Source organism: Vibrio sp. 10N.247.310.17 (assembly GCF_041466605.1).
GTDB lineage: Bacteria > Pseudomonadota > Gammaproteobacteria > Enterobacterales > Vibrionaceae > Vibrio > Vibrio tasmaniensis_A.
Map to the genome: position 1 here is coordinate 21,515 of NZ_JBFSTC010000007.1, position 25,744 is coordinate 47,258.

Genomic DNA, 25,744 nt, shown 5'->3' on the forward strand with positions numbered 1-25,744 from the left:
CATTCGTTACATCGAGCGTATGTTGAATGACGATGAATCTGGCATCATGAAACCTCCGCTGCCCGTTTGGCATTGGTGGTGAAGCAGGTGCTAACGCAAGCATTCGTTACATCGAGCGTATGTTGAATGACGATGAATCTGGCATCATGAAACCTGCAGCGATGATCGTCGAGCCTGTACAAGGTGAGGGCGGTGTGATTCCAGCTCCTGCATCTTGGTTACAAGGCCTACGTCGCATCTGTGATGAACATGGCATCCTACTGATTTTTGATGAAATTCAGTGTGGCGTGGGTAAAACGGGTCATCGATTCGCGTTTGAAGAGTCAGGCGTTAACCCTGATATCTTATGTTTATCTAAAGCGATTGGTGGCGGACTGCCTATGTCGCTGCTTGTGTTCGATAAGAGCATTGATACATGGAAAGCGGGTGAGCACACCGGTACATTCCGTGGTAACCAATTAGCAATGGTGTCTGGCGCTAAGGCACTGGAAATCATCGAGCGTGATGGCTTGGTTGAGCACGCGAACATCGCAGGCCAATATTTACGTCACGGGCTTGAGAAGATTCAATCACGCGTTGGCTGTATTGCTGAAGTTCGCGGTAAAGGCTTGATGCTTGGCGCTGAGATCAAGCAACCAAATGGTGATCTTAACAAGTTTGGCGAACCACAATCCGACGGCGAACTAACCTTAGCGATTCAACGAGCAGCATTAGAGCGCGGCTTGATGGTTGAAAAGGGTGGTCGTGATGGTTCGGTCATTCGTTTCCTTCCGCCAATGATTATCTCTTTTGAGCAGATCGACTTTGCACTGCGCGTCATGGAAGAAGCGATCATCGCAGCAGGTGGTGGTTTACAACAAGACCCAGCTTCAAGCGAACAAACTAACCAAGAATGGAATAAGCATTTCATCCAGACGGGTTTAGGCGGTAGCGATGAATTTGCTAGCGTGATGAACCAAACCACTCAAGCGATGAAAGCGGTTTTTGAACAGGTTGAAACCCCTTATTCGGGTTTAGATCCAAAAGTGCTAGAAGCAGCCATCAATGCTGTTGATCTCGATAACAGCCAACACGCTTTGGTTGATGTTGTAGATAGCACTGCAGACCTTGTCGCTGCGAACTCCATCTTCGTGCAACACCCAGACTGTATTGCGCACCTTCACACTCCCCCTCTTATGGCTTCGGTAGCTGCGGAATCGATTATCGCAGCGTTGAATCAATCAATGGATTCATGGGACCAAGCATCTGCAGCGACTTATGTTGAACAACGAGTGGTTGATTGGATGTGTGAGAAATACCAACTTGGCGCACAAGCTGACGGTGTTTTCACGAGCGGTGGCACGCAAAGTAACCTAATGGGTTTATTGCTTGCGAGAGACTGGGTTGCGGATAAGCACAATGGTCATTCTATCCAAAAGCTTGGCTTACCAGAATACGCGAGCAAGCTGCGTATCTTATGTTCAAAGAAATCGCACTTCACGGTTCAAAAGTCAGCCTCTCTATTAGGGCTAGGTGAAGCGGCAGTATGCTGTGTTGACACCAATGCAAACGGCACTATCAAGCCTGACTTGTTAGATGCAGAAGTGAAAGCGCTTAAATCTCAAGGGTTGATTCCTTTTGCGGTTGTCGGTACTGCGGGTACGACCGATCACGGTGCTATTGATGACCTTGAAGCGATTGCTGACATCGCCAACCAACAAGATCTTTGGTTCCATGTCGACAGTGCTTACGGTGGCGCGCTTATCTTAAGTAGCCATAAAGCTCGTCTGAAAGGTATCGAAAAAGCGGACTCAGTGAGTGTTGACTTCCACAAGTTGTTCTTCCAAACAATCAGCTGTGGTGCAGTGCTGCTGAAAGACAAAGCGAACTTTAAGTACCTACTGCATCACGCAGACTACTTGAACCGCGAACACGATGAACTGCCAAATCTAGTCGATAAGTCTATCGCTACCACCAAGCGTTTCGATGCATTGAAAGTGTTCATGACGATGCAAAGCGTTGGACCAAAGCAACTGGGTGATATGTACGACCATCTTCTAGAGCAGACGCTTGAAGTTGCCGGTCTGATTCAGAAGCATGAAGATTTCGAGTTGCTTGCTGAGCCGTCACTGTCGACTGTGCTGTTCCGTGCGTTACCGAACAACGAGCTATCAGCAAACGGCGTTCTTGATTTAGACAAACTGAATCAGACGTTAAGACTGGAGGCGCTGACTCGTGGCGTTGCAGTACTTGGCGAAACGGTCGTTGATGGTAAAAGCGCGTTGAAATTCACCATCTTGAATCCGTGCTTAACGACATCAGATTTCAAATCTCTAATTAACAAAATTCAAACTCTAGCCATTGAGCTAGCAGAACAACAAGGGTAATTAAAACTATGGCTATTCTACAAATTGGTGCAGGCGGCGTTGGTTGGGTTGTTGCACACAAAGCAGCACAAAATAACGAAGTACTGGGTGATATCACAATAGCTTCTCGCACAATCGCGAAGTGTGAAAAAATCATCGAATCTATCAAAGGCAAAAATAACCTTAAAGATTCTACTAAGAAACTAGAGGCTCGTTCAGTAGACGCTGACGATGTTGATGCGCTTGTTGCTTTGATTAAAGAAGTTCAGCCGGATCTAGTGATCAACGCTGGTCCTCCTTGGGTAAACATGGCGATCATGGAAGCGTGTTACCAATCGAAAGTATCTTATTTAGATACATCAGTTGCGGTTGATCTATGTTCTGAAGGCCAACAAGTACCACAAGCTTATGATTGGCAGTGGGGCTACCGTGAGAAGTTCGCTGAAGCGGGTATCACAGGTATTCTTGGCGCGGGTTTCGATCCAGGTGTGGTATCAATCTTTGCAGCGTACGCGGTTAAGCACCTGTTCGATGAGATTGACTCAATTGACGTAATGGACGTGAATGCTGGCGACCACGGTAAGAAGTTTGCGACAAATTTTGACCCAGAAACCAACATGCTTGAGATCCAAGGCGACTCTTTCTACTGGGAAAATGAAGAGTGGAAGCAAGTACCTTGTCACTCTCGTATGCTTGAGTTTGAATTCCCGAACTGTGGTTCTCACAAAGTTTACTCAATGGCGCACGATGAAGTTCGTTCAATGAAAGAGTTCATCCCAGCTAAGCGTATCGAATTCTGGATGGGCTTTGGTGATGCATACCTGAACTACTTCAACTGCATGCGTGATATCGGTCTTCTTAGCCCTGATCCACTAACGCTACATGACGGTACTGTGGTTCAGCCTCTGCATGTTCTTAAAGCACTACTACCAGACCCAACATCTCTAGCTCCGGGTTACACAGGTTTAACGTGTATCGGTACTTGGGTCCAAGGTAAGAAAGACGGCAAAGAGCGCAGCGTATTCATCTACAATAACGCAGACCACGAAGTGGCTTACGAAGACGTAGAGCACCAAGCAATCTCTTACACTACGGGTGTTCCAGCGATTACGGCTGCACTTCAGTTCTTCCGTGGCGAATGGGCTGATAAAGGCGTGTTCAACATGGAACAGCTAAACCCAGACCCGTTCCTAGCAACCATGCCGGAAATCGGTCTAGATTGGCATGTTCAAGAGCTAGAGCCTACAGCTGGTTTACCTCTGATCCACACTTTGAAGTAATTTCTGGCTCTTTGCCCTCGTCGCGTTGTCCATCGTACTCATTTACGTTCGTAAACTCCGCGCGATGTCCTAGCGACAAGGTCAAAGCTCTGCGAATTCCATTCAACGTCATATGATTGACGAGAACGTATAATTACAAGCCGATGCTGTTGCGTCGGCTTTGTTCGATTATCATGTGCCTTCGTGAACTCGAGGGCCGCAAGGTATTAACATGCAAAACAACGAACTAAAAACGCCTTATTTCATGATCAACGAAGACAAGTTGATTGCGAATTTAGAGAAAGCCAAGCAGCTGAAAGAGATTTCAGGTGTGAAGCTGGTATTGGCACTCAAGTGTTTCTCGACATGGGGTGTGTTTGACATCATCAAGCCTTATCTTGATGGCACGACAAGCTCTGGTCCATACGAAGTGAAGCTTGGCCACGAAACCTTCGGTGGTGAGACGCACGCTTACAGTGTGGGTTACAGCGAAGATGACGTGAAAGAAATTGCTGACATCTGCGACAAGATGATCTTCAACTCACAAAGCCAACTTGCCGCTTACCGTCATATTGTTGAAGGTAAGGCTTCGCTGGGTTTACGTTTAAATCCAGGTGTGAGCTACGCAGGGCAAGATCTGGCAAACCCAGCACGTCAATTCTCGCGTTTGGGCGTACAAGCTGATCACATCAAGCCAGAGATCTTCGATGAGATTAATGGTGTGATGTTCCACATGAACTGTGAGAACAAAGACGTCGATGCATTTATCGGTTTGCTTGATTCAATCTCAGAGCAGTTTGGTGAGTACCTAGATAAGTTGGACTGGGTGAGCATGGGCGGTGGTGTGTTCTTCACATGGCCGGGTTATGACATCGAGAAACTGGGTCTTGCGCTAAAAGCCTTCTCTGAAAAGCACGGCGTGCAGATGTACCTTGAGCCGGGTGAAGCGATCATCACTAAAACAACCGACCTAGTTGTGACCGTGGTTGATATTGTTGAGAACGTGAAGAAAACAGCAATTGTCGATTCAGCAACCGAAGCACACCGTTTAGACACGCTTATCTACAATGAGCCAGCATCGGTATTGGAAGCTTCTGAAAATGGCGAACATGATTATGTGATTGGTTCGTGTTCATGTCTGGCGGGCGACCAGTTTTGCGAAGCGAGTTTTGATGAGCCGTTGAAGATTGGTCAAAAGCTTCATTTGTTGGACAGTGCAGGTTACACCATGGTGAAGCTGAACTGGTTTAATGGTTTGAAGATGCCATCAATTTACTGCGAGCGCAGTAATGGCGACATTCAAAAGCTGAATGAATTCGGCTATCAAGACTTCAAACGCTCATTGTCACAATGGTCGGTTAAGTAACTGAATTGTATCTTCATATAAATAAAAAGAGCAGCGATTGAGCTGCTCTTTTTTATTTCCAGTTTCGAACAAAACTAGTTAAATGGTTTAACTAATCTAATAAGAGGGGAAGGAAAGTTACTTGGAACGGTAATCGTTTCCAGAGCGTCTTCGAAATCAATGATCAAACCATCATAGGCACTATTAATTTGCGTGTTCGTCCAGTAAGGTTCATTGGTTGTTGTTGGGAAATAGGTCAGGTTAATTGCAGGTTTAGTACAGCGATACTCTACGATTGAACTCAGCTCTTTAATATTTGGCAAGCGAAAGCCCGTTTGACTCGCAATGGTAGTTAGGCTTGTATCTTTAGTTGCATTGAGTGCATCTTGCCAGTTTTTGTATTTCAGCGCTGTTCCTTCACATTTATCTTGTGCCGAATTGTAGCTTTCACCTACGTTACATTTAGACCAAAGTAAATTAGTGGTAACGTCCAGTAATGTACCATCTTTACGGTCAATAAACTGCCCGTCTTTGATCGATGCTGGCTGCGTCGTTACACATGTTTGTGCGAATACGTTACCGCATAGTAAGGCGGTCAGTGCTCCTAAGCATATATGGAATTTCATTAATCTAAACCTCCGCTCACAGCGACAATACCTGCTGAGCCAAAAATGTTTTTGTTACAAAGCTTGAGCTCTCCTGTAGCCGTATCAACGCATCGCACGCTACCATTTTGTTTTACTGAGCTTGTTTTTGTAAAAATCTTGCTCCCTAAGTGAGGGAAGAAGTTCACGCTAGTTGATGGCTTGTTACCCACATTAAAGCTTATAAATGAGCGTGCCTCAGCAGGAGAAGGCAGACGCCAATCGGTAATACCACAGATGGCATAACTGTTTAGGGCATTAATATAGCTACTGGTATTGCAATAGCGGTTACCTGACTTGTCATCAGGGTAAGCGCATTGAGAAGATATTGGTCCTTCGTTATAGAGTAGGTCGTTAGGCGCACCGGCATAACCGCCATTGGTGGTCGCATCGGAGTCATACCAAGTGTAGGTGTATGAAGCACTTCGCCAAGAGCTTGATTCATCTACCCAAGGGTAAGGGTTTGCGTTCGCATCTAGCTTGTGTTTTTTCACCCAATCTTCGATGACACCTGTCGAAGGCAGTGCTTTAGCTGGTTGTTTATTCTCGATGTATAGCCCAGTGCGTCCATCTTTTACACAACGCCAACTCGACGCTGATGAGCTGACAGGGTTAGAATTCGCATCGATCTTGGTGTAGCGGAAGCCATATTCCCCATCAGCGTGTTCAATTCCATCTGTTTTATCTAAACCAAAATCGGCATCTTGATTAGGGTGCGAGGCTGGTGGAGTGACACTGTCGTAGTCTGTACCATCGAAATAGGTCACATAACCCGTATCGTTGAAGCTTTTTTGGCCGGGAATATAGAACGAAAGAGAATTGTTCTTAGCATCGATAGCCGCGTTTCCTGCACTAGCTATGGTATAGATGACGGATTCTCCGCCTTCATTGAAACTGTCGGTAATCGCAGAAAATTTGATGTTTGTTGATAGTGTTTCTGCGGGTATCTTGATACTTGAACCAGCGATATCAACACTGAAGTCTTTAGCTGTGGCGATGCCCGTTTGAGCGAGTGTCAGCGTAACATTTTTAGAAGTGTAGTGGCTTAGTTCCACTTTTTGAATAACGCTATCGCCCTCTACAACGGTACTTAAGTCTTTGCTAAACCGGACAGTTGGCTGAGCGTCACTATCATTAATGGTTACTTCGGTTTGCTTGTTGGTCAGAGTGTAATTTGCACTGTTATCCACACTAATGGTGTAGTGAAAGGTCTTGTTCCCTTCGTAAAGATTATTATGGGTAAGATTCAAAGGAAGAGCTGCACTAGTTGCACCCGCCGAAACCTTGACGTTTTGGCTAGAGATAGCATCGTAGCTTTTAAACATACCAGTAGAGCGTGTTGTGATATCGCTGGTGACGATAGTTAGAGTGAGCTCTTGGCTTAAGGCTTTGGAAAAAGAAACTGTAATTGACTCTGTCTTCGACCCTGATTGTGGTTCAGAAAATGAAACACTTTTCGGGATGCTAACGTTAATTTGTGATGATGACGAAGTAGACGTTGTTTTACCATTATTCTCATGACCGCTTTTACAGCCACTGAATAGTGTTATGAGAAGGATTACTGAGATGGTATTGAGCTGCCAACTCGACGTGTTTCTTTCCATGTTTGAACCTAAACCATTAAATTGTATAAGATAATCTATGGTAACAAAAATATTATACGAATGCCTGAATTCATATGGTTAAGTTATGTATTTCGAATGTTTCCATATGGGTTTTTGTAGGTTATGTAAGAGGAGGGGGCTGTCTGGAGGGGAGCCTCCCAATGATGAATTTATCATCAGGAGGCTAGCTTGTTAGCTTTCAATCATCACTCGAGTATCTTCACTGAGCGTTTCTAATTCATTCACTACGTCATCAATCAAAACTTCGATTGGTAGCTTAACGGCAATCTTGGAAGTAAATAAGCTTGAGCTAACACCACCGCCGCCAGCGATGAAGACTCGGTGGCAATCCATATCAAGAATGCTGATCCCTTGTCTGTCTAGTACATGTGTCACTTCGTTGACGATACCCGCTCTGTCGTTAGAGTCGAGTCGTAAGTGATGTATTGTGTCTTGTGCGTTGTGAGTGTGGTCTGAATCAACAAACTGCACGATCAAGTCAGCATTGGCACTGAAAGCATCCTTAACAATTGATTCGTTGATGGCAGGAAGTTGAATCTTTAATACGCCTGCAACTTGATCTTCAATAAAGTTAACTTTACTGATGAGCCATTTCCCGTCGTTTTCGTGAGTAACCGCAGCAAGTTGCTTGATTGTTGCTGGTGATGCTTGTCCGATAAAGTTTACGATAAATGTACTGTTCATATCAGCCCCCAAAGTCTCAATTGTTCGTTGCTAATTAAATGATTGATATCACGCGATAAAGTTCTTTAATTTCAGTGTAGAAGGTTACATCGAACAATGTTTGACCTGTGTCAATTTTTGAAACTAAGCTGTGATGCAAAAAAAGAGAATGAAGAGTAGGGCACAAAAAAAGCGGCTAGAGAGCCGCTTTTAGAAGAGTTGTCGCATTTATTTGAAATGCAGTAACTTAGAGTTCAGAGACTGGAAGCCGATTTAAAACGTTACTTTAAAGTTCATACCAACAAACTGAGAGTCGTATGTTGCCCCTGCATCGTAGGCGAATCGGGCTGCGTCTTTGTTATCCCACCAAGGGTTAGTATTCAGATTAACTTCTGCGTCACCACCCCATGCATCACTTACCCAGTAGTGGATATGGCCAACAGGGTTGAGGAAGAATAACGAAACATCACCCATGGTTTGAGAGCCCATCACTTCGCCACCTGAAGCAACAATGTCTTGCTCTGCTTCTAGCATCATTTCACCGACAACAGCCCCAAAGAATGGTGTAATAAAGATATCTTGCCATGACGGTACTTCAGCAAACGCTTCTACGCCGTATTCCCAGAAAAATGTCGACATTGTCCAAGAGTATAAGAAAGACTCAAACTCGTCATAACCAGCATGTCGAGCTGCGGTGTAGTAAACACCACCGAAATACGGATGCATTACGTAGTTTAGGAAGTGTTCATCACGGTCCCATACTGGGCCTTCAGAAACGTTATCTTTCCATTTTTTACCTAGTGCACTGATATCACGCTGGTCATCATCCCACTTAGTGATACTTTCAGGTAAAAGCGTCATGAGACCAACGGTTGCGACACTTAAACCAAGAATGGTATAAGTTTGGCCCATGAGGTAATCCCAATCTTTGCCATCGCTAACGGTAAGGTAGAGTGGTTGTTTTTCGATCGTTAAATCATATTGGTCGCTTGTTTCGCTTAGCGCATAATTGTTACTAGGCTTATAGGTGTACAAGCTTTCATTAACACAGTAATCTTGAGCGCATTCATCCGAATAAGAAAGGTTGATTGGTTGGTCGAAGTCGTATTGGCTTGCAACCGAGTTAACTGACATTAGCATTGTAAATGCAGCAGTAACCTTCGTTAGTAACGGTGATTTGGCCACAAGGGTCTCCATGAGAAGTTAATAATTGATCCGAGTCACAATTATCTATTAAATGCTTAGTTTAGGGAACTAATAATTTATTGCTTTTCCTAAGAAAACCTTAGATTAAGCATTAGTAATATTTGTGAAAAGGTGAATGACTCAAACTCAACCTTAGACTAGTTTGTAAATAATGCCGTGTCTTTTAATGGCCACAAGGGATATAAATATGACGAAAATCGCAATGTTAAGCACTGGTGAAGAAGTTCTTCATGGGGACATTGTCGACACAAACGCAGCTTGGATGTCTGCTGAGTTTTATCAGCACGGCTTTGCTTTGGCAAAGCGTTCAACTGTGGGCGACCAAATGAACGCTCTGATCGAAGAACTTCTGATGCTGAGCTTCAACTATGATGTGGTTATCGTCAATGGTGGTTTGGGGCCGACAACTGATGATATGAGTGCGGCGGCTGCGGCGGCGGCCTCAGATCAAAAGCTTGTCATGTTCCCTGAGTGGCTGACTCGTATGGAAGAGATGTTCTCTGGACGTGGTATGCCGATGCCTGACAGTAACCTTAAGCAAGCTTTATTACCCGCGAGTTCAGAGATTGTTGATAATCCTGTGGGTACGGCTTGCGGCTTCAAGCTGAAAATCAACGATGCGACTTTCTATTTCACTCCTGGTGTACCGAGTGAATTCAAACGTATGGTTACGTTTGAGATTCTTCCTGACTTGTCGCGTACCTACCCTCAAGTGGTTGCCTCTGAATGCAGTCGATTGTTTACGTTTGGTTTGTCTGAATCGGGTATCTCGGATGTGTTAGACCAGCTTAAGCTTCCAGCAGGCTATGAACTTGGCTACCGCTCTTATCTGCCTTTTATTGAGGTCAAACTGTTTGGTCCTAAGGCAGACTTAGAAACTCGCGTTAAGCTTCTGCAAATGGTTTACAAGCTCCTAGAGAGTAATGTCGTGAGCGTTGATGAGCCAATGATTGACCATATTGGACACATCATGGCGGAAAAAAAGAAGACGTTATCTGTATCTGAAGTGTCGACCAAAGGAGCCCTATCAGCGTGGCTGCAATTGAATGAGCAGGTTGAAGACTGCTTTGGGCATTCATGGGTCATGGCTGAGCCAAAAGAGAGCGAACTTGAAAAGAGTGATCCATTAGCCGCAACCTTTGCACTGGCTGGCGCTACAAGAGAGAAGTGCGGTACAGAACTGGCTTTGGTTACTGGAAAATTAGAAGGCAACACATTTAGCGTCGCATTGTCGACTGAAGCAGGAGAGTGGGGACAGGTGCTTGAGTTTTATCGTCAGTACTCACGCGAAGACCAACGCAACGTGATTAAGACCGTTGCTGCCGATATGCTGAGAAGGCATTTAGACAACAAACCGATGTTTGGTACTTACTCTTCGGTTAAGCGATTGAAAGACATGTTTATTCCTAAAGCGGTACTATAAAACCAAGTCAACGCTATAAAGTCCAAATTAAAGCTATAAAGCTATATATGTAATAAATTATATACATCAATAAAGCCGAGTTGGTGCAATAAGCGAGTTGTCTGATTGAGCCAACATGAAATACAAAAAGGGCCTGATAATGAAGATTATCGGGCCCTTAAATTTTTAAGCTTGTCTGTTAACGATTCAACATTGTACTAATCGCCCTAAGTAGCTAAGTAGCTAAGTATAAGATCTAAGTACAAGTATTAAGCACTTTTTTGCTTATTTCTGTGAATAACGTTACTCAGCGATAGTTCTGTTTTTGCTTTACAGATACAAGGTAATATTTCATTGCCTTGGGTGTAAGCCATAGCAAAACCAACGTACTCAACTTCACCGGAATCCAACGTACAGCGGCAAGCGCCACAGTGGCCATCTCGGCAGTTGTATTCTGGCTCTAACCCTGCTTGTTCCATTGTTTCCAATAGAGTATTTGAAGGGTTAGATTTAATAGAAGTCAGCTTGTTGATTTTGATTGTTGGCATTACAGCTCAAACCCTTCAAAGTCGTCAGCTTTTACTTCGTTGTCGATTTGGCCAACTAGGTAAGAACTGATTTCAGCTTCTTGTGGAGCAACTTGAACGTTATCTGAAGACAACCAAGCGTTGATCCATGGAATTGGGTTCGACGTTGCTTCTGGGTAAGCGGTACCTAGACCAACAGCCTGCATACGGATGTTAGTAATGTACTCAACGTATTGGCAAAGAATGTCTTTGTTTAGACCAATCATAGAGCCATCTTTGAATAGGTATTCTGCCCACTCTTTCTCTTGCTCTGCTGCTTCTTTGAATAGGTCGAAACACTCTTGCTTACACTCTTCAGCGATCTGCATGAATTCGAAGTCATCTTGGCCGTTACGCAGCAAATTGATCATGTGCTGTGTACCAGTAAGGTGAAGAGCTTCATCACGAGCGATTAGCTTGATGATCTTCGCATTACCTTCCATTAGCTCACGTTCAGCGAATGCGAATGAACATGCAAAACTTACGTAGAAACGAATCGCTTCCAGTGCGTTTACAGACATTAGACATACGTAAAGCTTCTTCTTCAGGTCGTGAAGTGAAATCTTAACGTCTTCGCCGTTGATGTTGTGGTTGCCTTCACCGTAGCGGTGGTAGTCAGCCGTCAGCTTGATCAAATCGTCGTAGTAAAAGGCGATGTCTTTAGCACGCTTCAGGATCTCTTCGTTTTCAACGATGTCGTCGAATACTACGCCTGGATCATTTACGATGTTACGGATGATGTGCGTGTAAGAACGAGAGTGAATCGTTTCAGAGAATGACCATGTCTCAATCCAAGTTTCAACTTCTGGTAGTGATACCAATGGAAGTAGGGCAACGTTAGGGCTGCGGCCTTGGATAGAATCTAGAAGCGTTTGGTACTTCAAGTTAGAGATGAAGATGTGCTTTTCATGCTCAGGAAGCTTGTTGTAGTCGATACGGTCACTAGACACGTCGACCTCTTCTGGGCGCCAGAAGAAAGATTTTTGGGACGGGGCTTTGGCTCACATAAGTCACATAAGTACATCTAGTTTTATACTTTTCCGAAAAGGTTGTCTGTGTAAATGTGACATGTTATTGTTCACATAAGTGGGGTGGCAATTATGATCAGGTTTAAAAAAACTTATTTTCTAAGGTATGTGACTACGGATGAGTTTGGGGATAGACAGTTTCCTCTGGTGTTTACGCTAGATGGAAAAGTGAACTATGCGCTGCTTTTATTCATAAAAAATGAGTACGCACTGGGGGGCGGCAAAGCCTCAAACCTACAACCCGTAATTGATGTAGTTTCGGACATGCTAGCTTTCTTCGAATGCCAGCATGAAAAGCAGGAGAGTTGGTTACGCAATCCGAGTGAGCTGCTTTATGCTTATTTTGAAGCAAAGCTTAATGGGACAGTAGATTCGAATGGACACTGTAAGTTAGATCTTTATTGGCAAAAGTCACAATTAAGTACTGTAAAAAGATTAATTAGCGCCTACATCAAATTTGAAAAATTTTCTAAAACCTATCTTGGCGCACCCTTAACTGGGGTTGATCAAATACTCATTGAAAATGCACGCAAGACACGGCGTGTTGAGCCTGATCACAGAGGTTTGCTTTCTCACCTAGAGGGAACCTACTCTCAAAGCGGAGACAATGATGAATTTACTGGTGGCAGATTGCATTTTACATCAGAAAACTATGATGTTAGAGCTGCAAAAAGTTCCCAAAATATCACGAAGTATTTTCCACCTAATGATCTAGCACAGTTCATCAAATCCGAGCAGTACATCAACTATCAAGCTGCCTACATATTACAAGCATTTACCGCTCTTCGAGGGTCAGAAGCTGCCAACATTTTAATTTATGATGTGGTTCCCTCTGAGGACGGGCTTGCAGATATTATTGTTTCTGACAATCAAGTCAAAGGTAAAACCTTAGACCCAGACAGCGGTCGATTGATAGAGCGGGACGCCATAATTAAGCGCAATGTGACAACCATTACTGATAAGTCGGGTTTAACTGAAAGGGATATTGGATTTCTTTCAAATCCTACTGCAAGAACCATGATTGCCGATAAAGATGATAAATACTTTGCTGGTGATAAGTCTATGACACTTCAAGTTTCTCATCCTGAATATGGTTATGTGCTGAGCTGGTCTAATGAAATTGCTCGAACCTACTTTAGTGTAGTTTTACTGCCTAAGCTCCTCAAACAAAATAGGGTGGCAGGTCATCCTTGGTTGTTATGTTTAGATAATGGTTGTCCGATGACACTTGGCGCTTACAGGAAGCACCTAGAGAGACGAACTTTGAATGAGTTAGGGTTTGTACGCCAACCACACACCCTTAGGCATTTTTGTGGTTTCTATTTAATGAATGCACTTGATTGGAAACTAGAAAACATCAAGGTATTCATGCGTCACGCCTATCTATCATCGACAGAACGTTATGCTCAACCCACGGCTGCGAAAGTAAGAGCCTTGATTGCGAAAAAAGAATATACAGAGTTTAGCAACTTAAATTTTAGGGAGTTTTTTGAGTGAGCAATATAATAATTACTACTGATGTTCATGTACTTAAAACAGGGCTAGGTTATATCAATAATGCTAAAGAGGTTAGATATAATTCTACAATTGACACTTGTGTCATTGATGAAGCCCTAATTGTTAATGCTGGTAAAACATTAAACGATTTTTTCCTCACAGCCTACAAAACGGATGTTGTTAACTTTTTAGAGACAAATAATAAGAGCGGAAGCAAAGAGCAAAAAATTAGACCATTGACTATAGGTACAATGAACCGCCTAGCTTCTCATGCTGGTATCAACGATGACACAGAATCTAAACTCAGAGTAATTGGAAGCTTTATTGATGATGGCTTCGCAATGAACGGTGAAAGGGTGGAGTTGTTTTATAGATTCGAATCAAACAACTCATATATCACTCCAGCCCTCATTGATTTTGAAGCAATACAACATCAGTTGGGTCTTAGTGATGCTGGGTTTATCACGCTTTTGTTAGAGTCTCTGTTTAGTGACCTAACACCTCGGCAGATAAAGAAAAAGAAAGGTAAGCTTGATCTACCTTATGAAAAGCAGGATTTTCTTGATTCTCCATTTGTAACCTTGTTAAGAGCTTTGGTTTTAAGGGCTAACGTTGGTTCAACGACCGATGATTATTACAAGATCGATACTGGTTTAATAGATCTCTTCGACTCACATTACTTTCATGGTGATACCAGTTTGTATCAAATGTTTGTTTATCGTTTGAGAGTAAGTTTTAGTTTGGCGATTCAATACTTTATCAAGCAAAACGCCATTTTTACTCCTTATTCAAAAGCTACTGCGGTTATGGGAAGAACGAATTATTCGCTGATTTTTCCAGAAACAGATGAGATATCTATTCAGGTTGGTGGTGTTGCAGAGGCTTTCACTGGCGGCGCAGCAGCAGAACAAAAGCGTCTATTGCGTGGGCTTCATTGCAGTACAGATATGAACTCCATGCAAGATCTTCCAGAAAATTTATGCGCTGATTACGCACAGTGCGCTATGCGAATGAATGAAGAACTTGGTTATGAGGAGGCTGTAACCGAACATCCCAGAAAGCCGTTAAAGTCGGCACTTGAGCACCTAGAGCGGATTGACTCTTATCGTAATCAGTCAAACTTCAAGTCATTTAACTTAGGCTCGATGAGCAAGCATGCCAGTAAGCGAATTTTAGAGGGTGATTTATCGAGAACAAGCCCCACTCTAAAGCGATACCAAGGTAAGTTGCCAGAACAACTTCTGAATGAGCTAAAGTTATACACGGAACCACACGCCAACGCTCAGAATATGCAGTACTTAAATCACTTCATTGATTATATTATTGCGTATAACTCAAGTGAAATAGAGCAATTGACATCAGTTGAACAACTTGAGGTATATCACTTTTACCACCCCCTTCAAACTGATCGCTTTTCTTTCAAGAGTTTTCTAAACGATCATCCGAAATTAACCACTCAAAACTCAAAAAAAACAACATGGACTCAAGTTAGACTGGCATTGAACCATGTCTTTAATTCGAAGAAAAGACAAGGTTCAACAAAAGCTTTGCCTATGCAAGTTGCTCAAGAAATCTTTAAAGATGCTAATGGCAAGCGAACGACAACATCAAGAAGATCAATGTCCAGTGACTTCTATGATTTGTGTTTGGAAGTGTTGACTGAAAACAATTATCGCTTTGTCGAAGACAACTTTCCTTCTCACACTGTTACCTTGTTTAATCATATGACAGGTAAGAATGAAAAGGTATTTATGCCCAACTCGGCACATATTCTACATCTGTTAATGATCCTACCAGCGAGAACACACCAAGGGCGATGGGTTGATGAAGGACTCTTAGATGAAAAAATATGGGATTTAGATCTTCAGAAATATGTGCTTAATACGGCAGCAACGGCGAACTTCATTTATCCAGATGGGCAAACGCATAACGATAAGTTTGGGCAAACCGCTTTTGTGCAATCTGAGTTGGCAGAGGGTAGTGAAGAGCTGTCGTTGTACTTCAATACCAACAAGACAAAAGGTTACACACTACAACAAAAAGGTTTCACGGGATATTCTGTACCTTGGGTTGCGGATAGTGGAATAGAAAATGTTGATGCCGTTTTTGGCATCATTAAAAAACAAAAAGCGTTTAATGACAAATTCTCACCTAAGCACTTGATCCCCGTCAGAACAGTAGATGAATATGCTGGGAAATATTCACCAAGTATATTCGAAAAATTACCTAGATTTATCCCTCTTTTTCGTGATGTATCTTCGCCCAAGGTCTCTGTCGTGAATCCAGAAATGGGTACAATCTTTCTTCCGCCGACTCATGCAATGATAAGAAATGTATTTTTGGCTGTTCTTAAAGAGGCTGAGGCGAGATATAAGCAGAAAAATCCCCATCACGCCAATAGTAAGCTAGCGTTTTCCGAAGATAAAACTGCTCTGTTTGACTTGCATAGTCTGCGCGTCTACGGCATCACTGATCTTCTTAATGCAGGCTTAGACAAAGAAATCGTTAAGTTACTCGTGGGTCACAACACAAGCATTATGACGTTGTATTACAGGAAAATTGGTGAGCGAGAATATAAGAAGGCTCTGTTGGAAGCTCAAAGAAAATCAGGCATTGCTATTGCGAATGAGAAAAATGCTCTGGAATCAGGTGTTGACAACATAATTTGGATAGATAATGCAACATTGGACGAAGAACTCGGTTTATTTGAACCAGATTTTTCAAAAGGTGGTCATCCAAGGTTTATGAAGGGAGGGGTTTGCATGAACTTCGACTGTCAAGATGGCGGTGTAATCATCAAAGTTGGTCAAAATGGGGTAGATAATGCTTCATTAACAAGTGTTCGCGGTGGAGCATTTAGATGCGGGAATTGTCGATATTGGCGTTCTAACCCACGCTTCATTGATGAACAGATTTATTACCTTAATGAATGTGCAACAGAGATCAAAGCCTTATCGGACGAGCGTTTTCAGATTTATGAGCAGATAAACGATGCCTACGATACCCATGAAGATCCTGAGTTAATCATTGCACGATTAAACGACAAAGCTGACCAAAAAACAGAACTGCTTTGCCATAGAGTTACGGAATTGAGAAGGCGACAAAAAATGTTGCAAGCGAGCTTAGACCAATTGGAAATTGAAAACACAACAATGCCAGTTGTAATTAATAGCCAAACAAATAATGTAGAGCCATCTTATGAGTCAATCAGTATGTTGGATGCAGCGATGGAGCTTTCCATGCAGGCAGTAATGCTTGGTTTAGATCCTTCTGAGTCAGAGATCCATGTGAATAATCTTGATCAATTCCTCAATAAAATCTTTAACGAGGCTTTAGTTAGCAATCCTCTCTTATACATTCCGAGTGCTGAAGTTAAACGCGCAGCCGTTTTGTTTTCAGCAGTTCGCACTAAAGAGCTTTTGGGTGAACAGGTTACAGATGAGGAGTTTGCTGACCCACGTTTGTTATTTAAAGAGCCAGAAAAAGCAGGAAAATTGATTGAAGGTTTAAAAAAGTTAGATAGCTCGTTCACCAACGAAATGGCAGGTATTGAACATGAAAATTAATCAAGACCGATTAAAAAAAGCTGATATGTATGTAGATGAACTGCTTAAAGAGTACCCTGATCAGCGGCTTCAAACAGGCATAAAAAATGTGAAGCGTGCTTGCCACCATCATTTGACTAACGGCATGGCAATAGGAATAACATCAATTGCCGAGTTTATTAGAGCAAACTGTGGAGGCAAACCAGCAAAGGGGACATTGGATAACGATAGTAAAGGTGTTTATAAACCGATAATAGATGCTTATTGTGAAGTCGCTTTCTCTCCCCGAAAAAGCAACATACAAGGAGAGTCATCATCAGCGATCCCATCACAAACCAAGATTTATATTAAGCAGTTGGAAAACAGAAATAAGCATCTTGAGAAAATACTAGATACGAATTTTAAGAACCAAGGTTCTATCAGCGTCAATTCAATGCTCACTTCTCAAATTGATAGTCAAGGCTCGGTAGATGTTACCCCTTCGTCTAATTTTTCTGTTGAGGAAAAAAAGGCAATTAAAGCACTCTTAGGGTTGATTGAGCTAACTGGTGATTTGTCGTTAAGGGGGGAGGCAGACCGAGTTAGGGTACTGAATTCCGCAGGGAAAGTGGTGCTGACACCTAATGAACTCATATTAATAAAGAGCATAATAGAGGACTAACTAATGGCAAGTGGTAAGCAGAAAGCTCAACAAAACCTTGAGGCATTTGAGGTCTGGAAAGCTACACAGACGTATGATGACTTTAAACAAATCGTATTCAGAGGTCAGCTTAATCGAATCGAAGTGGCAAAGGGTGTTGGTTGTGGAAAATCTGCTTTAAACCAGAACCCAGTGCTCAAAAAAGAACTTAAAGCCTTAGAGGATGAACTGCGCAGTAATGGCGTTTTACCGCCATTGACCAATGATGCCAAGAAGAATGAGGGCAAACCTCAAGCCTACGACAACGCAGTAAATCGAAAGTTGCTAGATTCAAAACGAGTATCGTCATTGGAGGTTGAAAATATAGAATTGAAAGCCAAAGTCAAGGAACTTGAAGGGCGACTTGAACGCTTTGGTGAACTATCAGAAACCTTATCCGAAATGGGGTTGATGCCACGATGAGTACCAGTTTGCATGAAGACCAAATGCGAGTCACCAGTATCCCTTATCGCTCGACCAAGATGGTGATATTCAGCGGTGTACCGTTGGCGAAGGATTCATATAAAACCAATAGTGGGAAGTATTATGTCACCATCAAAGCCGACCCCGATAGCATCCCTGTCCTTCCAATGCTGGGTCAGCATTGGTCAGTCAAAGGCGCTCGTCAGATAGCAAATATGGAAATGGGTGATTATGTGATGCAGCAGCACACCTATGAATCACCCAAGCATATTGAATGCGTTTTACCAGAAGCAGGCGAGCAACTAATACGCTTTATTGTCAGAGAAAGTGACTTCAAGGGTATTGGTGAAAGCAAAGCTAGGGCGATCTGGCAGCTCTTGGGTAAAGACTTTCATGCCACACTGAGAAATGAGACCCCAGAGGCCAGAAAGCTTCTGACATCGATTCTGAGTGAAGATTCAGTGGAAGCACTCTTTAAAGGGTACGCTAAATACAAAAATTTGGCGCATTGCAACTGGATGAGCGAGCACAACATCCCCGCCAATGTGCAGCAACGGCTGCTCAAGCATCACGGTGAAGCCTCTATAGAGGTAATTAAGGGTAATCCTTATGCTTTGATGGGCTTTGGTCTTCCGTTCTGTGTCATTGAAGATATTATCAAGGTAATGGATTTTAAGAGCGATGTTGCGAAGAATGACCCAAGAAGGCTCAGCGCTGCTCTGGAAATGGCGATTCGCAAGGAGATTGAAAAAGGTCACACTTATACCACTCATGCCAATGTGCGCCCTTACCTCAACAAACTATTGAAAGACAAAACACTGGTCACTCAGGCGTTCCAATCGGGTCATGATAAAGCTCAGTATATTTTAAATCCCGACACAGGAGCCTACCATCCAACGGCGCAACTTCTGATGGAAAGTGTCGTTGCCAAACGGCTAAATGCACTGATTAAGCAAAATGACTTGTTTGATGAAAACGCCAATGCTGCGTATTGCTATGCGGTTGCGGAGCTTCCCTACGAATTAACGCCTAAACAAATCGAAGCCGTGACAACGTGTCTGGATAATTCGGTAAGCTGTATTACGGGCGGTGCAGGAACAGGCAAAACAACGGTACTCAGAACAGCTCTCAGGGCGTATCATCAACTTGGATTTGAAATCCACGCCGTTGCGCTCAGCGGTCGTGCTGCAATGAGACTTCATGAGTCCATCGGTTTTGTTACCTCAACCATTGCCAAATTGCTGCGTGAAGACCCTATTGAACCCAGTGTCGATAAGCCCAATCACCTACTGGTGATTGATGAGGCAAGCATGATTGACTTGCCAACCATGTATCGTCTTGTGAATCACATTCACCCCTCTGTACGATTGATATTCACTGGCGACCCTGACCAACTTCCACCAATCGGCTGCGGCAAGGTGTTGGCAGACATCGTTGAAGCAAAAACGGTGGCTAATACGATGCTAGATATCGTTAAGAGACAGGAAGGATCAACGGGTATCCCTGAATACTCAAAGCTTATTAATCAAGGAGTGATGCCTGATCGATTAAGTATGGGAGCAATACACTTTCACGAAACCAGTAAAACAAACATTGCCAAAGTTTGTTGTGAGCTTTACCAACAGTGTCCTGAAAACAGTCGCGTCATGGCTCCAACCAAGGCACTCGTATCAGAAATCAATAAGCTCACCCAACAAGCCGTTAACCCAGATAGCACTAGCCTTGAGTTCGAAATCAATGGAGATAAATTCTTTTTGCCACTTAGTTTAAATGATGTGGTTTTATTTACGCAGAATCACTATGATAAAGGAATTCAGAATGGCTCACTTGGCAGGCTAACCAGCATTAAACCGCTTGACGATAGTTACGGTGAAGTAACGCTGGACACTGGAGAGAAGATTGAAGTTACTCAATCAGTGCTGGACTGTATGGAATTGGGCTATGCCATCACCTTGCACAAGGCTCAAGGTTCACAGTTTCCGCGCATTATCATTGCTCTACAAAAAGGGAGGATAGTCGATAGAGCTTGGCTTTATACAGCAATCACGAGAGCTGAAAGCCAGGTTCACATTGTAGGTTGCTCTGGTTATATGAAGCGAATTACTGAAGCCCCCAGTCACACACGGGCGCGTAATAGTTACTTGCGAGAACTGCTTAAGCTCAGTTAACTGATGGGAGTGTATGGGAATTTCAATAGCTGCTGATAAACAAGAAGTTTGCTTTAGTACAAGACAGAAATTCAACCTGATTGGCAGGTTTTGCCGTGTTTTGGCTCTGAATTGATGGGTAGAGTCCTTGTCAACCTAGGTTATTACGATCGCAGGTAAGGATAAAAGCTGAACTCCAGAAAAATGAGTGCAGCTTTTCCATTTTACATATTATCGCTTGAAACATTAGCTTGCTTTTTCTAGGAGTTTTTTCAACTCAGCTTTTCTGTCTGCAAGCAAAGCTTCAAATTGTTTAATCGTTACAGTTTGATTACGGTAGTTAACCATAGGCTCAGCAACGCCCTTTCGTAGAGCCTCCGAGACCGATGGTTTATAAGAATCATTTACAGCCTTAGCTGAGCTTAGCTTTTGCTCCATGGTTGAAATTTCTGATTTCAATTGTTCAATGATCATGTTATTTGCCATTATTATTGTCCTCTAGTATTTGTATGACTTTACTCAGCAACTCCGAGTAATCATTTGTCTGCTTAGCTTTTAATGGGTGAAAAACCCAGCCACCTTCTAACTTAACTTCTTTTGCTATTTCAAAACTAAAACCTATTTTGGCTTGTAACAGCAAAAGGGGTTTGTACCGCTTTAACCAATCTGGTTCTACTTTCTTCGATGAGAGGTAACACTTATGTCCCCGTGAAGAAAGACGTTGTTTCAAGCCGCGAATTAACTCGGATTTTTGTTTGGTGTTTAATTTACTACCACGAAATTTCGCATCCATTTCTTCAAAGATGTTGTTTGAATGCAGATCTTGCTTTTGCTTTTTTAACTTTGAAAAGCTAACGACATTATCCACGCTCTCAGCCTCCTCTGGTTTATATGAAAATCAATGTATACATTAAGTTTATAATACTGCCAAGGTTTGAAGTAAAACACAGTGATATAAGCATCGAACCATTAAGATGCTTGAAGTCGCAGGAAGGCTTCCATCCCAAAAGCCCCCTGGGGTACAACTGCATCGCTGGACTTAAGACGCTGTCAATAAAACCAGATCAGTTTCTGCAATTGAGATACAAGGAAGGATTTCACCTTCTTCAAAATATGCTATTGGTTCATTCACATATTTGATATACCCCGATACCAACTTACAACGGCATGCTCCGCAAAAACCATTTCGGCATTGGGATTCAGCCCCTAAATTATGCAAATCTAAAACATCTAGGATAACTTGCTCGTGAGTTGATGTTACCCTCTGTTCGTTGAAGGTTATTTGCTTCATTACAGCTCAAAATCCTTGAATTCATCTTGTCCAATAACATTGTCAATTTGACCAACCAAGTAGCTTGAAATCTCAGACTCTTGCGGTGCAACTTGCACATTATCAGATGATAGCCATGAATTAATCCAAGGGATTGGATTACTTTTAGCATCAGCGAAAGCAGGATTTAGTCCGACCCCTTGCATTCGAATGTTGGTGATGTACTCCACATATTGACAGAGAATTTCTTTGTTAAGACCAATCATCGATCCGTCTTTAAACAAATACTCTGCCCATTCTTTTTCTTGTTCGGCAGCATCAACGAACATCTTATAAGCTTCGTCTTTACATTCTTCAGCAATTTGAATGTACTCAAGTCCATCTTGACCGTTGCGAAGTATGTTAATCATGTGCTGTGTGCTTGATAGATGCAGTGCCTCATCGCGAGCAATGAGCTTGATTATTTTTGCATTACCTTCCATTAACTCGCGTTCTGCGAAAGCAAACGAGCAGGCGAAGCTCACGTAAAAGCGGATTGCTTCAAGGATGTTCACGGACATCAAGCACAAGTATAGTTTTTTCTTTAGGTCATGGAGCGACACAACAACCTTTTCACCCTTCACCTCGTGAGTGCCTAGCCCCAAAAGCTGATATTGCTGTACAGACTCGATAAGATCATCGTAATACTTTGATACGCTGACAGCTCGCTTCTTGATCTCTTCATTTTCTACAATGTCATCGAAAACGATCGAAGGGTCAGTAATTATGTTGCGAATAATGTGTGTATAAGATCTTGAATGGATTGTCTCGAAGAACGACCAAGTTTCAATCCAAGTTTCAAGCTCTGGGATACTTACGATAGGGAGAAGTGCGACATTTGGGCTTCGTCCTTGGATAGAGTCCAACAAAGTTTGATACTTTAAGTTAGAGATGAAGATGTGTTTCTCATGATCTGGTAACTTTTGATAATCAATGCGATCTTGGCTGACATCAATTTCTTCGGGTCTCCAGAAGAAGGAAAGTGCCTTCTCTGTAATCGAAGATATCGCTTTGTATTTTTCTTGGTCGTAGCGAGCTACGTTAACATTCTGACCAAAGAACATCGGCTCTTTTAGTTGGTCATTTTTAGTTGTATTGAACGTTGAGTATTTCAAAATGTTTTCCTCTAATAGTTTCACATAAGTCGATTTTTTTGTGATAGTTTGGGACTTATGTTTATTTCACATAACTTTTTACTGCTTCGATGCTATGACAGCAAAGGGTTCGCTCACTCACTCACTTACTTGTGTGAGTTTTTAGTCACAATTTGAAAGAAAGCTGCTTCTCGATAAGCTTTTCGAAGATTTCAAATTTTTGTTGGTCGTAACGTGCAACGTTTACCGACTGACCCAAGAACATTGGTTCTTTGAGTTGGTCATTTTTTTGTTGAGAAAAAGTACTGTAAGCCATAAATGCCTCAAATCCTTTAAAGACCCGCAATAAAACGGACCCTGTTAATGCTTTAAACCCAGAGAAGATAACTCTTCTCTGGGGTCTTAATGTTTATTGCGGTTTAGATCTTACAACCGCCGCCTTCACAATCTTCTTCCGGCACTTGAACTGCATCGCCTTGGTCGTCTTTAGCACCATCACGAGTGTTATGGTAGTAAAGCGTTTTAACACCATACTTGTATGCAGTTAGCAGGTCTTTAAGCAGCTGCTTCATTGGAACCTTACCGCTGTCGTAAACACTTGGATCATAGTTAGTGTTTGCAGAGATAGCTTGGTCAACGAATTTTTGCATGATACCCACTAAGTGTAGGTAACCGTCGTTATTGCCAATGTTCCAAAGTAGCTCGTAGTTGTTTTTAAGATTTAAGAAATCAGGAACAACTTGCTTCAGGATACCGTCTTTCGACGCTTTCACTGATACATAACCACGTGGTGGCTCGATACCGTTAGTCGCGTTCGAGATTTGAGACGAAGTCTCAGAAGGCATAAGCGCTGTTAGCGTAGAGTTACGCAGACCGTGCTCCATGATCTCTTCACGTAGCGTGTCCCAATCGTAGTGCAGCGGCTCTTCACAGACTAAGTCGATATCTTTTTTATAAGTATCGATTGGCAGTAGGCCTTTCGCGTAGTTGGTCTCGTGGAAAGATGGGCAACGGCCTTGCTCTTTCGCTAGTTCAACAGATGCTTTTAGCAAGTGGTATTGAATTGCTTCAAAAGTACGGTGAGTCAGGCCATTTGCGCTGCCGTCAGAGTACTTAACACCATTCTTCGCCAGGTAGTATGCATAGTTGATGACACCAACACCTAAAGTACGACGATTCATTGTCGATTTGTATGCTGCTGGAAGCGGGTAATCTTGGTAATCAAGCAGTGCATCAAGTGCACGAACAACCAACTCAGAAAGCTCTGCTAAGTCGTCGAGTTCATTGATTGCGCCAAGGTTGAACGCTGAAAGCGTACACAGTGCAATCTCACCTTCGTCATCTTCCACGTTAGAAAGTGGCTTAGTTGGTAGCGCGATTTCTAGACATAGGTTCGATTGACGAACTGGAGCTACTTCAGAATCAAACGGGCTGTGTGTATTACAGTGGTCAACGTTCTGAATGTAGATACGACCAGTAGAAGCACGCTCTTGCATTAGTAGAGAGAACAGTTCAACCGCTTTCACAGTTTCACGTTTCACTGAAGGATCGTTTTCGTACTTAACGTACAGCTCTTCAAAACGCTCTTGGTTTTCGAAGAACGCATCGTAAAGTCCAGGTACATCTGAAGGGGAGAACAGGCTGATGTTGCCACCTTGAACAAGACGAGAGTACATAAGCTTATTAAGCTGTACGCCGTAGTCCATGTGACGAACACGGTTCTCTTCAACACCACGGTTGTTTTTCAGTACTAATAGAGACTGAACTTCACCGTGCCATAGTGGGTAGAACACGGTTGCTGCACCGCCACGAACACCACCTTGAGAACAACATTTTACTGCTGTTTGGAAGTATTTGTAGAAAGGGATACAGCCAGTGTGGAACGCTTCACCACCACGGATTTCAGAACCAAGCGCACGGATACGACCTGCGTTGATACCAATACCAGCACGTTGAGATACGTAACGAACAATAGAGCTTGCTGTTGCGTTGATAGAATCAAGGCTGTCACCACACTCGATCAGTACACAAGAACTGAATTGACGAGTAGGCGTACGTACACCAGACATAATTGGTGTAGGTAGAGAAATCTTAAACGTAGACGAGGCGTCGTAAAAACGTTTGATGTAATCCAGACGAGTTGATTTCGGGTATTTACCGAATAAACAAGCAGCAACTAGGATGTAAAGGAACTGAGCACTCTCGTAGATTTCTTTTGTTACACGGTTTTGCACGAAGTATTTACCTTCAAGCTGCTTGACCGCTGCATAAGAGAAGTCCAAGTCACGCTTGTGGTCGATGTACGCGTCAAGCTCGTCAAACTCAGCTTTCGTGTAGTCTTCCATTAGGTGGCTATCGTATTTACCCATATCAACCAGTTTTGCAACGTGGTCATATAGAGCCGGTGGCTCGTACTCGCCGTACGCTTTTTTACGTAGGTGGAATACTGACAGACGTGCTGCTAGATATTGGTAATCAGGAGTCTCTTCAGAGATTAAATCCGCTGCTGACTTGATGATTGTCTCATGGATGTCAGTGGTGGTGATGCCATCGTAAAACTGAATGTGAGCTTTCAATTCTACTTGTGATACAGAAACATTGTGCAAGCCTTCAGCTGCCCAAGTGATCACTCGATGGATTTTCTCTAAATCGATTGTTTCTTTGCGCCCGTTACGTTTGGTAACAGTAAGTTGTTGGTTCATTCTGCTTAATTTCCCTAACAAAACTGAACAAAGCCGTGTTTTTGTGTATTTCTGTGTAATTTTTGTAAATTACGTTTCGGCTTTGTGATCTTGGTCTACCCATACATTGTAGTTCAAACACAACATATAGGGGTCATTTGTTTGTTGGGTTACAAGATAGTGCTATAGCTTATATTTTTCAAGGTAAAGAAATGGGAGTGCTTGTGGATAAGTGGTGGATTGAAAAAAAACTGTAAGTGACCACTAACTGACGAGGTTCGATGTG

The 25,744-nt window shown here is 42.8% G+C and carries 19 protein-coding genes and 2 pseudogenes; 9 read left to right on the top strand and 12 right to left on the bottom strand.

Going from position 1 to position 25,744, the window contains the following annotated elements; genetic code table 11:
• Positions 1 to 74: 74 nt before the first annotated feature.
• The 3 genes and pseudogenes from AB6D80_RS03890 to nspC form a co-directional block, all read left to right on the top strand.
• Positions 75 to 2,366 (top strand): annotated as a pseudogene (locus AB6D80_RS03890) (aminotransferase class III-fold pyridoxal phosphate-dependent enzyme); the annotation flags it as partial.
• Between the two features lie 8 nt (positions 2,367 to 2,374).
• Positions 2,375 to 3,625 (top strand): carboxynorspermidine synthase, encoded by a 1,251-nt coding sequence (locus tag AB6D80_RS03895; RefSeq protein WP_050621275.1) that lies wholly within the window; start codon positions 2,375 to 2,377, stop codon positions 3,623 to 3,625.
• A gap of 211 nt (positions 3,626 to 3,836) precedes the next feature.
• Positions 3,837 to 4,970, top strand: a complete 1,134-nt coding sequence (gene nspC / locus AB6D80_RS03900; RefSeq protein ID WP_372187802.1) for a carboxynorspermidine decarboxylase — start codon at positions 3,837 to 3,839, stop codon at positions 4,968 to 4,970.
• 74 nt (positions 4,971 to 5,044) lie between these two features.
• Here the strand turns inward: nspC and AB6D80_RS03905 are convergent, their stop codons facing one another.
• The 4 genes from AB6D80_RS03905 to AB6D80_RS03920 form a co-directional block, all read right to left on the bottom strand.
• Positions 5,045 to 5,575, bottom strand: coding sequence for a DUF1566 domain-containing protein (locus AB6D80_RS03905; RefSeq protein WP_372187804.1), 531 nt, complete (start codon positions 5,573 to 5,575; stop codon positions 5,045 to 5,047).
• Complete coding sequence (locus AB6D80_RS03910; RefSeq protein WP_372187805.1) at positions 5,575 to 7,197, bottom strand: DUF1566 domain-containing protein; 1,623 nt, start codon at positions 7,195 to 7,197, stop codon at positions 5,575 to 5,577. The genes AB6D80_RS03905 and AB6D80_RS03910 overlap by 1 nt, the downstream gene beginning before the upstream one ends.
• A gap of 192 nt (positions 7,198 to 7,389) precedes the next feature.
• The gene (locus tag AB6D80_RS03915; protein ID WP_009848853.1) at positions 7,390 to 7,902 is read right to left on the bottom strand and encodes a glycine cleavage system protein R; all 513 of its coding nucleotides are present in this window, start codon (positions 7,900 to 7,902) and stop codon (positions 7,390 to 7,392) included.
• Between the two features lie 252 nt (positions 7,903 to 8,154).
• Complete coding sequence (locus AB6D80_RS03920; protein WP_009848852.1) at positions 8,155 to 9,066, bottom strand: DUF3943 domain-containing protein; 912 nt, start codon at positions 9,064 to 9,066, stop codon at positions 8,155 to 8,157.
• Between the two features lie 208 nt (positions 9,067 to 9,274).
• On the opposite strand from AB6D80_RS03920, the gene AB6D80_RS03925 reads away from it, so the two are divergent.
• The gene (locus AB6D80_RS03925; protein WP_102250188.1) at positions 9,275 to 10,510 is read left to right on the top strand and encodes a CinA family nicotinamide mononucleotide deamidase-related protein; all 1,236 of its coding nucleotides are present in this window, start codon (positions 9,275 to 9,277) and stop codon (positions 10,508 to 10,510) included.
• Between the two features lie 248 nt (positions 10,511 to 10,758).
• On the opposite strand, the gene yfaE (AB6D80_RS03930) is transcribed toward AB6D80_RS03925, so the two are convergent.
• A complete protein-coding gene (gene yfaE, locus AB6D80_RS03930) occupies positions 10,759 to 11,037 on the bottom strand; it encodes a class I ribonucleotide reductase maintenance protein YfaE (protein WP_372187806.1) in 279 nt (92 codons plus the stop codon).
• Positions 11,037 to 12,041, bottom strand: a pseudogene (gene nrdB, locus AB6D80_RS03935) (class Ia ribonucleoside-diphosphate reductase subunit beta); the annotation flags it as partial. The pseudogene nrdB (AB6D80_RS03935) and the gene yfaE (AB6D80_RS03930), both read right to left, overlap by 1 nt.
• 114 nt (positions 12,042 to 12,155) lie before the next feature.
• Between nrdB (AB6D80_RS03935) and AB6D80_RS03940 the strand changes: the two are divergent.
• The 5 genes from AB6D80_RS03940 to AB6D80_RS03960 are packed head-to-tail and all read left to right on the top strand — an operon-like array spanning position 12,156 to position 20,395.
• Complete coding sequence (locus AB6D80_RS03940) at positions 12,156 to 13,580, top strand: hypothetical protein (protein WP_102459038.1); 1,425 nt, start codon at positions 12,156 to 12,158, stop codon at positions 13,578 to 13,580.
• Complete coding sequence (locus AB6D80_RS03945; protein WP_372187808.1) at positions 13,577 to 17,146, top strand: VPA1269 family protein; 3,570 nt, start codon at positions 13,577 to 13,579, stop codon at positions 17,144 to 17,146. Before AB6D80_RS03940 ends, AB6D80_RS03945 begins: the two co-directional genes overlap by 4 nt.
• The gene (locus AB6D80_RS03950) at positions 17,136 to 17,786 is read left to right on the top strand and encodes a hypothetical protein (protein ID WP_102458522.1); all 651 of its coding nucleotides are present in this window, start codon (positions 17,136 to 17,138) and stop codon (positions 17,784 to 17,786) included. The genes AB6D80_RS03945 and AB6D80_RS03950 overlap by 11 nt, the downstream gene beginning before the upstream one ends.
• Before the next feature lie 3 nt (positions 17,787 to 17,789).
• Entirely contained in the window at positions 17,790 to 18,227 is a 438-nt protein-coding gene (locus AB6D80_RS03955; RefSeq protein WP_102458523.1) for a VPA1267 family protein, read from the top strand.
• A complete protein-coding gene (locus tag AB6D80_RS03960; RefSeq protein ID WP_372187810.1) occupies positions 18,224 to 20,395 on the top strand; it encodes an AAA family ATPase in 2,172 nt (723 codons plus the stop codon). Before AB6D80_RS03955 ends, AB6D80_RS03960 begins: the two co-directional genes overlap by 4 nt.
• Before the next feature lie 225 nt (positions 20,396 to 20,620).
• On the opposite strand, the gene AB6D80_RS03965 is transcribed toward AB6D80_RS03960, so the two are convergent.
• The 6 genes from AB6D80_RS03965 to nrdA all read right to left on the bottom strand — a co-directional run bounded on the left by AB6D80_RS03965 (position 20,621) and on the right by nrdA (position 25,479).
• Positions 20,621 to 20,848, bottom strand: coding sequence for a hypothetical protein (locus AB6D80_RS03965; RefSeq protein ID WP_372187812.1), 228 nt, complete (start codon positions 20,846 to 20,848; stop codon positions 20,621 to 20,623).
• 1 nt (position 20,849) lies between these two features.
• The gene (locus AB6D80_RS03970) at positions 20,850 to 21,242 is read right to left on the bottom strand and encodes a hypothetical protein (protein ID WP_372187814.1); all 393 of its coding nucleotides are present in this window, start codon (positions 21,240 to 21,242) and stop codon (positions 20,850 to 20,852) included.
• A gap of 171 nt (positions 21,243 to 21,413) precedes the next feature.
• Positions 21,414 to 21,665 carry a class I ribonucleotide reductase maintenance protein YfaE gene (gene yfaE, locus AB6D80_RS03975; protein ID WP_372187816.1) on the bottom strand — a complete coding sequence of 84 codons (252 nt, stop codon included), beginning with the start codon at positions 21,663 to 21,665 and terminating at the stop codon, positions 21,414 to 21,416.
• Entirely contained in the window at positions 21,665 to 22,798 is a 1,134-nt protein-coding gene (gene nrdB, locus AB6D80_RS03980; RefSeq protein ID WP_372187818.1) for a class Ia ribonucleoside-diphosphate reductase subunit beta, read from the bottom strand. The genes yfaE (AB6D80_RS03975) and nrdB (AB6D80_RS03980) overlap by 1 nt, the downstream gene beginning before the upstream one ends.
• Before the next feature lie 145 nt (positions 22,799 to 22,943).
• The gene (locus AB6D80_RS03985; protein WP_102458532.1) at positions 22,944 to 23,093 is read right to left on the bottom strand and encodes a ribonucleoside-diphosphate reductase; all 150 of its coding nucleotides are present in this window, start codon (positions 23,091 to 23,093) and stop codon (positions 22,944 to 22,946) included.
• A 103-nt stretch (positions 23,094 to 23,196) separates the two neighbouring features.
• A complete protein-coding gene (nrdA, locus tag AB6D80_RS03990) occupies positions 23,197 to 25,479 on the bottom strand; it encodes a class 1a ribonucleoside-diphosphate reductase subunit alpha (protein WP_009848849.1) in 2,283 nt (760 codons plus the stop codon).
• Between the last annotated feature and the right edge of the window lie 265 nt (positions 25,480 to 25,744).

What these genes read in the sequence shown, in the direction of transcription:
- AB6D80_RS03915 (WP_009848853.1), bottom strand. Translation starts at nt 7,902, where the DNA reads ATGAACAGTACATTTATCGTAAACTTTATCGGACAAGCATCACCAGCA.
- AB6D80_RS03950 (WP_102458522.1), top strand. Translation starts at nt 17,136, where the DNA reads ATGAAAATTAATCAAGACCGATTAAAAAAAGCTGATATGTATGTAGAT.
- nrdA (WP_009848849.1), bottom strand. Translation starts at nt 25,479, where the DNA reads ATGAACCAACAACTTACTGTTACCAAACGTAACGGGCGCAAAGAAACA.
- AB6D80_RS03960 (WP_372187810.1), top strand. Translation starts at nt 18,224, where the DNA reads ATGAGTACCAGTTTGCATGAAGACCAAATGCGAGTCACCAGTATCCCT.
- AB6D80_RS03905 (WP_372187804.1), bottom strand. Translation starts at nt 5,575, where the DNA reads ATGAAATTCCATATATGCTTAGGAGCACTGACCGCCTTACTATGCGGT.
- AB6D80_RS03895 (WP_050621275.1), top strand. Translation starts at nt 2,375, where the DNA reads ATGGCTATTCTACAAATTGGTGCAGGCGGCGTTGGTTGGGTTGTTGCA.
- AB6D80_RS03910 (WP_372187805.1), bottom strand. Translation starts at nt 7,197, where the DNA reads ATGGAAAGAAACACGTCGAGTTGGCAGCTCAATACCATCTCAGTAATC.
- AB6D80_RS03955 (WP_102458523.1), top strand. Translation starts at nt 17,790, where the DNA reads ATGGCAAGTGGTAAGCAGAAAGCTCAACAAAACCTTGAGGCATTTGAG.
- AB6D80_RS03965 (WP_372187812.1), bottom strand. Translation starts at nt 20,848, where the DNA reads ATGATCATTGAACAATTGAAATCAGAAATTTCAACCATGGAGCAAAAG.
- AB6D80_RS03940 (WP_102459038.1), top strand. Translation starts at nt 12,156, where the DNA reads ATGATCAGGTTTAAAAAAACTTATTTTCTAAGGTATGTGACTACGGAT.
- AB6D80_RS03985 (WP_102458532.1), bottom strand. Translation starts at nt 23,093, where the DNA reads ATGGCTTACAGTACTTTTTCTCAACAAAAAAATGACCAACTCAAAGAA.
- yfaE (WP_372187806.1), bottom strand. Translation starts at nt 11,037, where the DNA reads ATGCCAACAATCAAAATCAACAAGCTGACTTCTATTAAATCTAACCCT.
- nspC (WP_372187802.1), top strand. Translation starts at nt 3,837, where the DNA reads ATGCAAAACAACGAACTAAAAACGCCTTATTTCATGATCAACGAAGAC.
- AB6D80_RS03925 (WP_102250188.1), top strand. Translation starts at nt 9,275, where the DNA reads ATGACGAAAATCGCAATGTTAAGCACTGGTGAAGAAGTTCTTCATGGG.
- yfaE (WP_372187816.1), bottom strand. Translation starts at nt 21,665, where the DNA reads ATGAAGCAAATAACCTTCAACGAACAGAGGGTAACATCAACTCACGAG.